Source organism: Roseiterribacter gracilis, assembly GCA_018332375.1.
Taxonomy (GTDB): Bacteria; Pseudomonadota; Alphaproteobacteria; order BOG-932; family Roseiterribacteraceae; genus Roseiterribacter; species Roseiterribacter gracilis.
The window spans coordinates 1,391,860-1,405,748 of record BOPV01000001.1 but is presented as its reverse complement, the minus strand read 5'-3'; the positions used below and the strand labels follow the sequence as shown (position 1 = coordinate 1,405,748).

Annotated in this window: 13 protein-coding genes; 7 read left to right on the top strand and 6 right to left on the bottom strand. The window is 65.3% G+C overall.

Annotated features, from left to right (window positions below):
- Position 1: 1 nt before the first annotated feature.
- From hcaB to dmpG, 6 genes are read left to right on the top strand one after another with little or no spacing between them, the layout of a single operon-like run.
- Positions 2–829, top strand: a complete 828-nt coding sequence (gene hcaB / locus TMPK1_RS06955) for a 3-(cis-5,6-dihydroxycyclohexa-1,3-dien-1-yl)propanoate dehydrogenase (RefSeq protein WP_420242234.1) — start codon at positions 2–4, stop codon at positions 827–829.
- Complete coding sequence (locus TMPK1_RS06950) at positions 829–1,800, top strand: NAD(P)H-dependent flavin oxidoreductase (RefSeq protein ID WP_420242233.1); 972 nt, start codon at positions 829–831, stop codon at positions 1,798–1,800. Before hcaB ends, TMPK1_RS06950 begins: the two co-directional genes overlap by 1 nt.
- Positions 1,790–3,337, top strand: coding sequence for an AMP-binding protein (locus TMPK1_RS06945; RefSeq protein ID WP_420242232.1), 1,548 nt, complete (start codon positions 1,790–1,792; stop codon positions 3,335–3,337). The genes TMPK1_RS06950 and TMPK1_RS06945 overlap by 11 nt, the downstream gene beginning before the upstream one ends.
- The gene (locus TMPK1_RS06940) at positions 3,334–4,128 is read left to right on the top strand and encodes a 2-keto-4-pentenoate hydratase (protein ID WP_420242231.1); all 795 of its coding nucleotides are present in this window, start codon (positions 3,334–3,336) and stop codon (positions 4,126–4,128) included. The genes TMPK1_RS06945 and TMPK1_RS06940 overlap by 4 nt, the downstream gene beginning before the upstream one ends.
- Positions 4,125–5,045, top strand: a complete 921-nt coding sequence (locus tag TMPK1_RS06935; protein ID WP_420242230.1) for an acetaldehyde dehydrogenase (acetylating) — start codon at positions 4,125–4,127, stop codon at positions 5,043–5,045. The genes TMPK1_RS06940 and TMPK1_RS06935 overlap by 4 nt, the downstream gene beginning before the upstream one ends.
- On the top strand, positions 5,042–6,055 hold the full coding sequence (dmpG, locus tag TMPK1_RS06930; RefSeq protein WP_420242229.1) for a 4-hydroxy-2-oxovalerate aldolase: 1,014 nt from the start codon (positions 5,042–5,044) through the stop codon (positions 6,053–6,055). The genes TMPK1_RS06935 and dmpG overlap by 4 nt, the downstream gene beginning before the upstream one ends.
- 6 nt (positions 6,056–6,061) lie before the next feature.
- On the opposite strand, the gene TMPK1_RS06925 is transcribed toward dmpG, so the two are convergent.
- The 3 genes from TMPK1_RS06925 to TMPK1_RS06915 all read right to left on the bottom strand — a co-directional run bounded on the left by TMPK1_RS06925 (position 6,062) and on the right by TMPK1_RS06915 (position 9,272).
- Positions 6,062–7,288 (bottom strand): NAD(P)/FAD-dependent oxidoreductase, encoded by a 1,227-nt coding sequence (locus TMPK1_RS06925; RefSeq protein ID WP_420242228.1) that lies wholly within the window; start codon positions 7,286–7,288, stop codon positions 6,062–6,064.
- Positions 7,289–7,367: 79 nt separating this feature from the next.
- Positions 7,368–7,979, bottom strand: a complete 612-nt coding sequence (locus tag TMPK1_RS06920; RefSeq protein WP_420242227.1) for a TetR/AcrR family transcriptional regulator — start codon at positions 7,977–7,979, stop codon at positions 7,368–7,370.
- Between the two features lie 99 nt (positions 7,980–8,078).
- Complete coding sequence (locus TMPK1_RS06915; RefSeq protein ID WP_420242226.1) at positions 8,079–9,272, bottom strand: serine hydrolase domain-containing protein; 1,194 nt, start codon at positions 9,270–9,272, stop codon at positions 8,079–8,081.
- Positions 9,273–9,410: 138 nt separating this feature from the next.
- Between TMPK1_RS06915 and TMPK1_RS06910 the strand changes: the two genes are divergently transcribed.
- Positions 9,411–10,523: a C45 family autoproteolytic acyltransferase/hydrolase gene (locus TMPK1_RS06910; protein WP_420242225.1), complete on the top strand. Its 1,113-nt coding sequence runs from the start codon at positions 9,411–9,413 to the stop codon at positions 10,521–10,523.
- On the opposite strand, the gene TMPK1_RS06905 is transcribed toward TMPK1_RS06910, so the two are convergent.
- From TMPK1_RS06905 to TMPK1_RS06895, 3 genes are read right to left on the bottom strand one after another with little or no spacing between them, the layout of a single operon-like run.
- Positions 10,524–11,366: a hypothetical protein gene (locus TMPK1_RS06905; protein ID WP_420242224.1), complete on the bottom strand. Its 843-nt coding sequence runs from the start codon at positions 11,364–11,366 to the stop codon at positions 10,524–10,526.
- The gene (locus tag TMPK1_RS06900) at positions 11,363–12,124 is read right to left on the bottom strand and encodes an MOSC domain-containing protein (protein ID WP_420242223.1); all 762 of its coding nucleotides are present in this window, start codon (positions 12,122–12,124) and stop codon (positions 11,363–11,365) included. Before TMPK1_RS06900 ends, TMPK1_RS06905 begins: the two co-directional genes overlap by 4 nt.
- A gap of 7 nt (positions 12,125–12,131) precedes the next feature.
- The gene (locus TMPK1_RS06895) at positions 12,132–13,838 is read right to left on the bottom strand and encodes a dipeptide ABC transporter ATP-binding protein (protein ID WP_420242222.1); all 1,707 of its coding nucleotides are present in this window, start codon (positions 13,836–13,838) and stop codon (positions 12,132–12,134) included.
- Positions 13,839–13,889 lie beyond the last annotated feature (51 nt).

Here is a 13,889-nt window from a genome sequence, read left to right as displayed (position 1 = left end):
GATGCGCGAAGGCGGGTGGCTGAACGGGTACGGCGCGGTGGTGACGGGCGGCGGCGCCGGGATCGGCCGTGCCATCGTCGATCGCTACGTCGCTGAAGGGGCGCGTGTCACGGTGCTTCTGCGCAGCCAGGCGCAGGCCGATGCGTTGCGCGACGTCCACGGCGACCGTGTCTCGCCGGTGCTGGGCGACGTGCGGAGCGCCGCCGACAATCGGGCCGCTGTCGACGACGCGGTACGGCGTTGGGGCGCGCTCGACGTCTTTGTTGGAAATGCCGGTGTCTATGATTTCTTCCGTCGCCTCGACTCCTTCGCACCCGATGAACTCGAAGCCGGGTTCGACGAGTTGTTTGCGGTCAACGTCAAAGCCTATCTGCTGGGCGCACAAGCCAGCATCGCCGCACTGCGCGCGTCGAGCGGCAGCATGATCTTCACGCTGTCGAGCAGCAGCTTTTACGCCGGTGGTGGTGGCGCGCTGTATGTAACGTCGAAACATGCCGCGGTCGGGCTGGTGCGGCAGCTTGCCTACGAGCTTGCCCCTGAGATCCGCGTCAACGCAGTCGCGCCCGGCGGTACGCGCACCGACCTTGCAGGCATCGCCAGCGCCGGGCTCGGCGAGACGCGGCTCAGCGACGTCGCCGGTTTTGCCGAGAAAGTCGCGAAGGGCGTTCCGCTCGGCTTTCTGTCCGAACCCGCCGACCATGCCGGGCACTACGTGCTGCTCGCCTCGCGTCGGGATTCGCGTTTTACCACCGCCGCGATCGTGCAGAGCGACGGTGGCATGGCGGTGCGGGGTGCCGGACGGCGCACGCCAAAGCCCGAGGCTGCGTAATGAGCAGGCGGCAGGAGATCGTGGACGGTTTGGCGCGCAACACGCGCCTGCCGGTAATCGTTGCACCGATGTTTCTGATCTCGGGGCCGGCCTTGGTGATCGCGTCGGCGCGCGCCGGCGTTATCGGCAGCTTTCCGGCTCCGAACGCGCGTACGATCGAGATGCTGGAAAGCTGGCTCGAAGACATCACGCAAGCCCTGCGAGCTGACGCGCCGGCCTGGGCTCTCAACATGATCGTCCACAGCACGTACGCGCGGTTTGACGCCGAGATGGCGTTGGTCGAGCGGTATCGGCCGCGCGTGGTTATAACCGCGCTGGGAAGTCCCAAGCGCGTGCTTGATCGCGTCCATGCCTATGGCGGTCTGGTGTTTGCCGACGTCAATTCCGTCGAACATGCACGCAAGGCGGTGGAAGTGGGCGTTGACGGGCTGATCCTGGTTGCGTCGGGCGCGGGCGGTCACACCGGTACACTGAGCAGCTTTGCCTTTGTCCGCGAAGTGCGCTGCTTCTGGGACGGGCCGGTGGTGCTGTCAGGCGCGATCTCCGACGCGCGCGCCATCCGCGCCGCGCAAGTGCTGGGCGCAGATCTCGCCTATATGGGCACGCGGTTCATCGCGACACCGGAAAGCCTGGTTGCCGACGAGTACCGCGCCATGCTGGTGGACTCGAAGATCAGCGATGTGGTGACGACGAGCACCGTCACCGGCGTGCTGGCGAACTGGCTCGCACCCAGCCTGCGCAAGGCAGGCTTTGATGTCGAAAAGCTGGACGCGCCGACCAAGATTGATTTCTCGGGCGACATGCATGGCGCATCCAAAGCTTGGAAGGACGTGTGGGGTGCCGGGCAAGGCGTCGGCGCGACGACCAGGATCGAGCCCGCGGCCGCGATCGTCGAGCAGCTTGCACGCGACTATGCCCAGGTGATTTCCGAAGAACGTTCGCGCAATCGATGGGTCGACGATGCCGGCTGACATGCAGCACGCGTTGGGCTTCCTCGAACGCGCGGTCAGTACCGCGGGCGACCGCGCTGCGTTGCTGCAGGACGGGCTTGCGCTGCGGTACGACGCGTTCGCGGCCGCTGCTGCTGCGTTGGGTCGGCAGCTGCGCGCGCTTGGCGCGGCGGGCGAGGGCGTCGCGGTGTTGTTGCCCAATTCGGCTGAACTGAACGTGGCGGTGCACGCGGTCTGGTACGCCAGTGCCAAGGCCGTGCTGTTCAACCCGGCCTACCCGGTGCACGAGCTCGTGCCGCTGCTGGGCGATGCAGCCCCCCGCATTGTCATCTGCTCTGCCGATGCAGCGGCGCCGCTGCGCGAAGCGGCAACGTCGCTCGGCGTCGCATACCTGCTGACGCTCGGCATGCACGGCGAGGTGACGCTCGACGAATTGAGCGCGCGACCGCACCTCGCGCCGCCCCCGGCGCCGCATCCGAGCGATGTTGCCGTGTTGCTGTACACCGGCGGCACCACCGGCATCGCCAAAGGTGTCGAACACAGTCACGCATCCGTGGTCGCGATGGTCGAGGCGATGCAGCTTGCCTGGCCAACGCGATATGCGACGGAAACATGGCTCAACGTCGCACCGAGCTTCCACGTCTACGGCTTCTTGATGGGGTTGATGAACCCGGTCGCCGCCGCCGCAACGCTCATTCCGGTGGCGCGCTTCAAACCGGATCTCGTTGTCGACGCGCTGGCGTCGCACCGCGTAACTGTCTTTGCAGGCGGGCCTGCGTCGCTCTACGGCGCGCTGCTCGCCGCCGAAACATTTCCGTCTGCAGACCTGTCGTCGTTGCGCGTCTGCGCCGCTGGCGGTGCGCCGTTCCCGGTCGAACTTCTGGCGCGCTGGCAACGCGCGGTCGGCTGCGCCATCCGCGAAGCCTACGGCATGACTGAAATGGCGCCGATCACTGGCAACCAGCATGCGACGCTGAAATCCGGTTCGGTCGGGCCGGCGCTGCCCGGCGTCGAACTCAGCATTGTCGATACCGAGCTGGGCACGCATGTGCTTGGCGCAGGTGCGGCGGGCGAAGTGCGCGTACGCGGCGCGCATCTCTTTCGTGGCTATCGCGGCCGTGCCGACGAAACCGCAGCGGCGTTGCGGGACGGCTGGCTGCATACGGGCGATATCGGCTATCTCGATGACGACGGATATCTGTTTCTGGTCGATCGCAAGAAAGACCTGATCCTGGTCGGGGGCTTCAACGTCTATCCGCGTGAAGTCGAAGAAGTTCTGATTGCGCACGACGCGGTGCGCGAAGTCGCTGTGCTGGGCGCGCCGGATGCCCGCAAAGGCGAGGCGGTGGTCGCGTTCGTCGTCCTGGCGAAGGACGCAACTGCAACCGTCGACGACCTGCATCGTCACTGCGCCGAACGCTTGGTCACTTACAAAGTCCCAAGCCGCATCGAGTTGCTCGACGCGGTGCCGCGCACGGCTGCGAACAAAACCGATCGTCGCGCTTTGCGCGCCATCCTAGGCGCGCTGGGCGCCCTGCACGACAAGGAGACGACATGAGCCCGCCCGACAACGTCAGCGCGGCCGCTGCGGCGCTGCATGCCGCACGCGCCAGCACGATTGCGATCGAGCCCGTGTCCGAGAGTTTCGCGATCCGCGACCTGGCTGGTGCGTATGCTGTCCAGGACCGGAACACCGACCGCAAGCTTGCCGAAGGTGCGCGTATCGTTGGCCGCAAGATCGGTCTGACGTCACAGGCGGTGCAGCAACAGCTGGGCGTTGACCAGCCGGACTATGGCGTTCTGTTTGCCGACATGGCGGTTGCGAACGCCGACGAGATCGACCTTGCCACGATGATCGCGCCACGTGTCGAAGCCGAGGTGGCGTTCGTCATGGCGCGCGGGCTGCCCGACCCGGACGTCACGCCCGGCGAAGTAGAAGCGGCGATCGCCTACGCGCTGCCTGCGATCGAAGTCGTCGATAGCGCGATCCGCGACTGGCGCATTTCGCTGATCGACACGGTCGCCGACAACGCGTCCTGCGGCCGCTACGTGCTGGGGCGGACGCCTGTCTCACTGCGCGGCCTGGATCTGCGTCTGTGCGGGATGGTGATGGAAGATCGCGGCCGCACCGTCTCGCTCGGAACCGGCGCCGCATGTCTTGGTCACCCGGTTGCAGCATTGCACTGGCTGGCGCGCACCATGTGCGCCATCGGGCGTCCGATCGGCGAAGGCGACGTCGTGCTGTCGGGCGCGCTGGGCCCGATGGTCGGCGCGGTCGACGGCGCGCGCTATGTAGCAGAAATTGGCGGGCTTGGCTCGGTCAGCGTCTCGTTCGGGCGGCGCACATGAGCAAGACCGGCTGCGCCATCATCGGCACCGGCAATATCGGTACCGACCTGATGATGAAGCTGCACAAGCGCAGCACCACGCTCGAACTGCTTGCGTTCGTCGGTGTCGACCCTGCTTCGGATGGGCTGGCCCGCGCGCGGGCGCTGGGCATTGCCACGACGCATCTCGGGATCGACGGTTTGCTGGCAATGCCAGAATTTGACGATGTCGCGATCGTGTTCGACGCTACGTCGGCCAGCGCCCATCTACGCCACGACGAAGTGCTGCGCACACAGGGGCGCCGCATCATTGATCTGACCCCGGCGGCCAAAGGGCCGTTCGCGGTGCCGGTCGTCAATCTCGACCAACATCTCCAGGCGCCAAACGTCAACATGGTGACGTGCGGCGGGCAGGCGACGATCCCGATCGTCGCGGCAGTGGCGCGCGTCGCGCCCGTGCACTACGCCGAAATCGTCGCATCGATTTCGTCGCGCTCGGCGGGGCCGGGCACGCGTGCCAATATCGACGAGTTTACCGAGACAACCTCACACGCGATTGAAACGGTCGGCGGCGCCCGGCGCGGCAAGGCAATCATCGTGCTCAATCCTGCCGAGCCGCCGCTGATGATGCGCGACACCGTCTATGTGCTGAGCGATCCGGCCGACCAGGACGCGGTGCGCACCTCGATCGAAGCGATGGTGCGCGAAGTGCAGCGCTATGTGCCCGGCTACCGGCTCAAACAGGAGGTGCAGTTCGAGCTGTTTGGCGGCAACGCAAAGCTGCGCATTCCTGGCTTGGGCGAAGTCTCGGGACTGAAGACCTCGGTGTTTCTCGAAGTCGAAGGGGCGGGCGACTACCTGCCACCCTATGCCGGCAATCTCGACATCATGACATCAGCCGCGCTTGCGACGGCCGAACGGATGGCACAAGCACGATGAGCGACCCGCGCCTCTACATCCAGGACGTCACCCTGCGCGACGGCATGCATGCGATCCTGCACGCCTATACGCAGGACCAGGTGCGCAGCATCGCCGCCGAACTCGATCTGGCCGGCGTTGACGCAATCGAAGTCTCGCATGGCGACGGATTGTCCGGCGGCAGTTTCAATTACGGCTTCGGCCGCCATAGCGATCTCGAATGGATCGAAACAGTCGCCGATGCGGTCAAGCGCGCGGTCGTGACGGTGCTACTGTTGCCCGGCATCGGAACCGCGGAAGATCTGCGCGCGTCCTACCGCGCAGGGGCGCGTTCGGTCCGTGTCGCGACCCACTCGACCGAAGCGGATATTTCGCGCCAACATATCGAGCTGGCGCGCAGCCTGGGCATGGATGTCGCCGGCTTTCTGATGATGTCGCATATGACGCCGCCGGCTGAGCTGGCGCGGCAGGCGGTGCTGATGGAATCCTATGGCGCGCATTGCGTCTATGTCGTGGACTCGGCCGGCGCGATGACGATGCGCGATGTGTCTGCCCGTGTGACGGCGCTGCGCACGGCGCTGCAGCCGGCCACCCAAGTAGGCATCCACGCGCATCACAATCTGTCGCTCGGCGTCGCCAACTCGGTCGCCGCGGTCGAAGCGGGCGCGACGCGGGTCGACGCGTCATTGGGGGGAATGGGCGCGGGAGCCGGCAATGCGCCGCTCGAAGTGTTCATTGCCACCGCGGCGCGTATGGGTTGGTCGCACGGCTGCGACCTGTACCGTTTGATGGATGCGACCGAGGCGCTGGTGCGGCCGCTACAAGACCGGCCGGTACGGGTCGACCGCGAGACGCTGACCTTGGGTTATGCCGGGGTCTATTCGAGCTTTCTGCGTCACGCTGAAATCGCCGCGCGCAGCTACGGTGTCGACGCGCGCGATATTTTGGCCGAAGTCGGCCGGCGCGGGATGGTCGGCGGCCAAGAAGATCTGATCGTCGACGTCGCGCTCGATCTCGGCCGCAGCCGCTAGCGGCATTTACGCCGCAAGCGCACGAAGGTCGGTGTTGCTGTCGCCCAGCAAGGCTGGATCCAACCGTGCACCGGCGACAACCAGCTTGCGGATCTGGCGGCGCTCGCTCGGGTGATTGACGATTTCGGCGGCGACGATGCGACCATCGACGAGATGAAATTGCGTCCAGTCGCGCGCGGTCGGACCTTCGCGCCGAACCTGTGTCGCGTCTGCCGGAACCAGCCCGAACGTATCGACACGCTGATCATATTGCTCGGTCCAGAACCAGGGCAGCAGATCGACGATGATGGCGCGGCCCAGCAGATGCGCTGCGAGCGCGCTCGCCTGTTGCTCTGCATTCTGCCAGCACTCAAACCGCATCGCGCCGCCAGTCGCGGGATGAAAGCGATGGCGGGTCGCATCGCCGATTGCGAAAATCGATGGATCCGACGTCGCGCCGTTGGGTTCGACCAGAATTCCGTCGTCGCAGTCGATGTCCGCAGCGCGCGCCAGCGCATCGTTGGGCAGCGCGCCGGCACCGACCAGAAACTGCGTGCCCGGAATGATTTCGCCGTCCGCCAGCTTGAGTCCGGTTGCAAAATCCCGCTCGCTGCAGAAATTCTTTGGCTCGACCCCGACGCGTAGCGTGACGCCATTGACTTCGTGCAGCGCGGCCAGATGCGACGCGACGGCGGCGGACGCTGCGCGTCCAAGCAGGCGTGGTGCACGTTCGACCAGCGTGACGTCGAGACTTGCCTGGCGCAGCGTCGCTGCAACTTCAAGGCCGATATAGCCGCCGCCGACGATGACCCAACGCTGGTGTTCGCCCATCCCGGCACGGATGCGCGCGACGTCGCCTGTGTTGCGCAGGCGGTGCACATTGGCCGCGCTTTCGCCCAACAGACCCAGGCGACGCGGGGACGCTCCGGTCGCCAGCACCAGCTTGCCGTAGCCGACTGTCGTTCCGTCGCCCAGCGTGACACGGCGCGCAATGCGATCGACCGCGACGATGCCCGCGCTGCAAATCTGCATTCGCGCCGTCAGGTCGGCGCCGCGCACGATCGCAATCGAGTCGAGATCGCATTTGCCGGCGAGCAGCGATTTCGACAGCGGTGGCCGCTCGTAGAACGCGTCAGGCTCGTCGCCGATGACCCGCACGCTGCCTTCAAAGCCGCCGCGGATCAGTTCGGCCAACAACCGGCCTGCCGCATGACCGCCACCGACCACCACCACGTCAAATTGCAGATCGCTCACGACCAAGCTCCTCGCATTGCGTCTGGCGACGAGCATACGCTAGCGTATGTTAAGCTTCAATCTATGCGTCGATGCGCGGTTAGCGCGAGCGAGCGGTTCGCGGCATTGCGGCGCTGCTCGGGGCGGCGGTGGTAAGCAGCCGCAAAGCTTCTTCGAGGCGCGCTTCGTACTCGCTGTCGTCGCCGGATTTGAGCTGGGCCGCAAACTGCACGTACGCGTAGGCAAGAAAAGCTCGCGTGCGGGCGGTCTCGGCATCGAGTCCCGCTTCGACCAGCAGGCGTTGGAAATATTCGAGGCGCAGCTCGTCGACGCGATTGACTGCTTTGCGTGCCAGCGGCGCACGTCGTGCCCAGGCGCGGATCGCGACTTCGATTTCGCCGCCCTGGGCGGCGCTGCGCGAACGGCGCGGCAGGTCGAGCACGCTGCGCAGGCGGGCGATCGGATCGGGCTGCGTACTGTCGATTCGTTCGATCAGATTGACCGTCGCTCGCTCAGCCCAGCCATTGAGGATTTCGGTCAGAAGCGCTTCGCGGTCGCGGAAATGATAATAGAAGCTGCCTTTGGTGACGCCGAGTTCCTTGGCAAGCGGCTCGACGCGAACATGCTCGATGCTTTTGCGCACCAGGATCTGCGTCGCGGCACGAATCCAGTCGGCTTCTGTCAGCTTCTTGTCAGGTGTCGAAGTGGCCATTCGTCCGGGACCTTGAAACGGACCCGACTTTAGCATCGTCGGTCGGCGATGAAAGAGCCCTGCATACGGCCCCGTACGCCGTACGTTGGCACAGACACGCTACTTGCTGAGTTCCGCGATCATGGCGCGGAAACCGGCCAGCGTTTCCGCTTCCAGCCCGCGGTCCCACGCCACCGGCCAATGGCTCGTCTTGACGATCACGATGTGCTCGCGCGGCGCGATATAGACGAACTGACCGTTGACGCCTTTGGCAGTGAAATCATCCGAGTTGGGCAACGTCCACCATTGATACTGATAGCCCATCGTACCGTTGGGGCGCGCAGGTTCGGGACCTTCGGGTTCGGTTGCGCGCGTGACGTAACTGCTGCTGACGACCTGCTTTCCGTTTGCCATGCCGCCGTCGAGGATCATCTGGCCGAAGCGGCCGAGATCGCGCAGCGTTGCGTTCAGGCCGGCGCCCGCGAAAGCACGCCCGGTGCCCGCCGCGCCATCGAGCAGCCAATAGGCCGACGATTCCATCCCGGCTGGTCGCCATAGCCGCGTTTCGGTGTAGGTGGCGAGGTCGGTCCTGGTCGCGCGTTCCAGCACCAGACCAAGCACGCTGGTTTCCAACGTCGAGTAGTTGAACGCCTCGCCCTGTCTGTGCGTAGGCTTCAGTTCGCGGGCGAAGTCGGTAAAGCGAATCTCGTTGCGCACCAGCGCGCCGTCATAGGCACGCGCCAACTGCGCGTCGCTGCCGAATTTGTACGACTCGTCGAAGCCGACGCCCGACATCATGCGCAGCGCGTTGCGGATCGTGACGCCCTGGTACGCCGTGCCGCGAAGCTCGGTCGCATATTTGTCGACCGCATCGTCGAGACTGGCGATGGCGCCCTCATCCACCGCGATGCCGATCAACGTCGAGACAACCGACTTGCTGACCGAGAAGGCGGCGAAGCGTGAGAATTGGTTGCTGCCGTTACGATACAGCTCGGTGACGATCTTGCCATCCTTGAGCACCAGCAGCCCGTTGGTGAAGCTGCGCGCCAGGAACGCGTCGAGATCGACCTGCACCGCGTCGCGCTGATAGCGAAAGTCCAGCTTGCGCTCGGCCCGCGGCAGGTCGCGCGCGTCAGCAGCAACACCGACAAGGGCAGTGGGGAAAAACGCGTCGAGCTGGCGGAAGGTGACGGCGTTCAGTGCCGGCTCGAACAGGCGCTGCCGCGCCTCCCGCAGGGCCGGATCAACCGCAGCCTGCGCTTGCGCGGTGAACAGCAGCACAAGCAGTACGGCGAGCTTCAGGCGAGTCGGCATCGAGCCTCCGGTGGATGTACGCGCGCGGGACATAGACCACAGACGAGATTGCCGACGGAAAACCGCACCGTCCGGAAAACCGATCGTCGGCACGTCTCTGAAGGCAGCGCACGACAGTTCCGCCGTTTCGAGGTTTGCATGACGTCCCGTACCGATCCGTTTCCATTGGTTCATGTTGCCGGACCGCCTGCTGAACGCGGCCGCTCCTATGGACTTCAGGCCGGGGAGCGGATCGCGACGGGCCTCAGCATGTATCGTGACGCGTTCGAGACGGTGGGAATTAGCTGGGCCCAGGCGACCGAATACGCGACGAGGTTTCGCGATCAGGTCGAACGCTACGACTCCGGCATGTACGCAGAGATTGTCGGTATCGCCGAAGGCTCGGAACAATCGGTCGAAGCGGTCGTGATCCTCAACGCGCGCAACGAAATCATTTTCTGGCACGACAACGACCGCAAGCGCCCGACGATCGGCGCGACGGACGAATGCACCGCCGCGCTGGCGCTGCCGTCGGCAACCAAGGACGGGCACGTGCTGCACGGCCAGAATTGGGACTGGAACCCGCGCTGCGCCGAATCGAGCATGGTGCTGCGGATCGAAGCCGAAGACGGCCCGGACATTCTTACGTTCGTGGAAGCCGGCCAGTTGGCCCGGCACGGTATGAACAGTGACGGCATCGGACTGACCGCCAACGGGCTGCAATCGGATCTCGACGGCGGCAAAGTCGGTGCGCCCAACCCGCTGGTACGTCGTCGGCTACTCGGCGCAAAGAACTTGGCCGGCGCAATCAATGCGGTGGTGAATGCTGACATCACGTTCTCGCACAGCCTGATCCTCGGTCATCCAGGCGGATCGGCGATCAATCTCGAAGTCACGCCCGAGCAGAGCTACTGGCTGCAGCCGGAGCGCGGGCTGCTGGTGCACGCCAACCATTTCAAATGCCCGATCGCACGCGCGCGGCTGCACGATATCGGCCTGCGCCGTTGCCCGGAATCGCTCTATCGCGACCAGCGCCTGCTCGAACATCTCCAAGCCCATCACGGCGCCATCGATATCGACGTGCTGAAAGCGGGCTTCGCCGACACGTTCGGCAGTCCCGACGCAATTTTGCGCACGCCGAAACAGCGCCCGGGCGGCAATCTGTCGGGCACGGTCGCGACCTTGATCATGGATCTGACCGCGCGGCGCATGTGGATCGCACCAAGTCCGTATCTCGGCGCGAGGTTTACCGAATACGGGTTCGACGCCTGATCAGACCGCGCCGCGCAGCACGTCGACGAAGAATTCGCGGGACTTCTGCGCGACCGCGGTGACGTCGTGCGCGGCGCCTGCCACCAAATCGAGCCGCACCGACGCGCCATGCATGCGGAAGGATTCGGCAAGGCATTGCGCACGTTCGCCGCGCGTGCGGCCCGCGTCGTTTGCCCCTTCGACCCAATAGCGGTCGCCGGGCGCGAATGTAATCTCCCACGTCTCGGTGTCGGCTTCGCCGACGACAAGATGCACCTTCATGCCGGTGATTTTTTCCAGATCGACATCGATGCCAAGCCGTTCACGGCAGTCGGCGATGCCGGCCCACCAGCCCTTGCTGCGATCGAGCAGCGTCACCGAGCCCGGCGCACCGATCGAAGCGGCGCGGATCCGGCCCGGATGCAGCATCGCGAACCGGTGCGTGAAATGCCCACCCCCAGAAAAGCCGAACATCAGCACACGCGCGCCTGAAACGCCGTAGCGGGCCGCGACTTCGTCGATCATGCCCAGCATGACCAGGTCGTAGCGAATGTCGCCTTCGAGAATATACTTGTAGCCGCTGAGATTCTCGTCGCCGCGCACGCCGGCGGGGAAGAGCGGCGCCAGAACGATACAGTTGTTGTATTCGGCAAACTCGGCGAACAGGTCGCGATAAAGCGACTGCATCCGACCGGTGCCGTGCACCGCAACCACGATCGTCGTCTTCGTATGATCCAGCTCTGCGAAGCGATGCGGGACGTAGAGCGCAAACGAGAAACGCGGATCGCATTTGGCCGCGAAGATCGGCGTCGCGCCAAGATGATACGTGGCGCGCAGGCGCGCCTTGGTATCGTCATTCCTCATGGCTGCACCATCTCGACCCTGTCGCCGCACCGCAATGCCCCGTCTTCGAGCACCGCAGCGTAAAATCCCATGACGTTGGCACCGTAGAGTTGGCGCAGGCTTTTCGGCAGGTTGAGGTCGACCTGCGCGTCGGCTGGATTCACGTTGATCGCTGCACACCGGACGATCGGCCGCATCACGCGCAGCCGGGTTGTGCCGATCTGCAACTCGTGCCCCGACGGCCAGTTATTTTCCTGCCACGGTTCGAGACCGGCGAGGTGCAGGTTGGCGCGAAACCGCAGCGGATCGAGCGCGGCGCCAACGCGGCTGCCGGCGTCTTCGATGCTTGCAAGGTTTTGGACCGACACACATCGCTCGGGGATGTCGGTGAAGACCGCGGTCGGCGCAGTTACCAGACGCGGTTTCCCCTTGGATTCGGCACCGATGAACGCATCGAACCAGGCTTCGGCGTGGCGTCGCCCGTCCTCGCTGGTGAGGTCGGCATCCAACGCGGGCGCTGTCTGGTGGGTGACGCGCAGCTGCTCGCGTTCATCCAGCGTGACCTGCAATTCGGCCAGGCGCCGATGCGTCATCAAAGTCAGGAAATATGTCTTGCTGAGATGTACTGGTGCGGCGGGATCGAACTGCGTTTCGCCATGCGCAAGCGCGTAACGGCGGTCGCCGGGAACGCCGCCGCCGGCCGTCAGCTGCACCGCGTCCAGCCGTTCAGGGCTGAGCCCTTTGATGGGGAAACGCTGGATCGCCTGAAGTTGAATCATAGGGAGCTCATGTTGCGAGCGTCGCGACGAGATGATCGTCGCGCAGCGTGCGATAGGCGGGCCGCTGCCCGGTATGGTGGCGCGGGTCGAAACAGACTGCAGACTCTACCGTCGCGGCGACGCTACGTCGCTCGATTGCGAAGCCGCCGCCGGCGCTTGCCTGCACCAAGGGCGTCGCCTCGATCAGGCTGCGCGTATAGGGATGGACCGGCGTCCCGAAGACCGCGCTGCGCGGGCCGATTTCGACCACGTTCCCCTGCAGCAGCACGCAGACCCGGTCGGCAACATGCTCGACGACGCCGAGATCGTGCGACACGAACAGACACGCGAAACCAAGCTCGCGTTGTAGTCGGCGCAACAGGTCGAGGATTTCCTTTTGTACGGTCAGGTCGAGTGCCGAGACCGGCTCGTCGGCGACCAGCAGCCGCGGCCGCACGATCACGGCGCGCGCGATGCCGACGCGTTGGCGTTGGCCCCCGGAAAGCTGGTGTGGCAGCCGCCGCGCCAGCGCGGGATCTAGACCGACTTGCGTCAAAGCTGCTTCTGCAGCACCGGGCTTGGCGCGCCCGCCGCGCACGCGCAGACCTTCGCAGATCGTGTCGCCGATCGTCATGCGCGGGTCGAGTGATCCGAACGGATCCTGAAATACCAGTTGGATGTCGCCGCTGCGGCACGCTGCCTCGATTGTCGCGCCATCGAGCCGAACCGTGCCGCTGATGGGTGCGACCAGGCCGCAAACGGCACGGCTGAGCGTCGTCTTACCCGAGCCGGACTCGCCGATCACGGCCAGCGTTTCACCCTGGTCGATGTCGAGCGTGACGTTGTTCAGGATCGGCGCGTGCTTGCGACCGCGCAGCGCGACGACCAGGCTATCGACCGCCAGCAACTTCGCACCGTCGACGCGTGCGCGCGGCGTTTCGGCAACGCGAAACACGGCGTCGAGCAAGCGCTTCGTGTACGGATGCTGCGGACGCGACAGCAGTGTTTCCGCTGGCGCGTCCTCGACCGCGAGACCGTGCTGCATCACCGTCACCTGGTCAGCGATATCGGCGACCACCGACAGATCGTGCGTGATCAGCAACACAGCGCTGCCCACTTCGCGGCTTGCCGACCGCAACAGCTGCAGGACCTCATGCTGCACGATCAAGTCCAGCGCCGTGGTCGGTTCGTCGGCAATGACCAGGGCAGGGCGCGTGATCAACGCAGCCGCGATCATCACGCGCTGACGCATGCCGCCCGAAAGCTCGTGCGGGTAGCGTTGCAGACAATCTTCCGGCGCGGGCAGCTTCACCCGGTGCAGCATTGCAACCGCTTCGTCGCGACAGGCGGCGATGCGACGCCCGCGATGCGCGGCGAGTGCCTCGCTGAGCTGGATGCCGACGCGCAGAGTCGGGTTCAGGCTGGACAGCGGCTCTTGAAAAATAAAGCCGATCGAACGGCCGCGGAGCGCGCGTCGCGCATTTTGCGAGGCAAGCAGATCGACGCCGTCGAACGTCGCTATATCGGCATCGATCTCGGCGCCCGCCGGCAGCAGATCGACCAGCGCGCGCGCCAGCATCGTTTTGCCCGAACCCGATTCGCCGACCAGCGCGCGGATTTCGCCGCGCCGCATCGTCAGGTCGACGCCTTGCACCGCCGGGCGCATCGCGCCGGCGAAGTTGACGCGCAGATTGCGAAGGCGAAGCAGGTCGGTTCCGGGCTGCACGTTGGTCATGACGTTGCCGCCGCGGTGAAACCGGACATTGGCGGGTCGATACGGAAATTT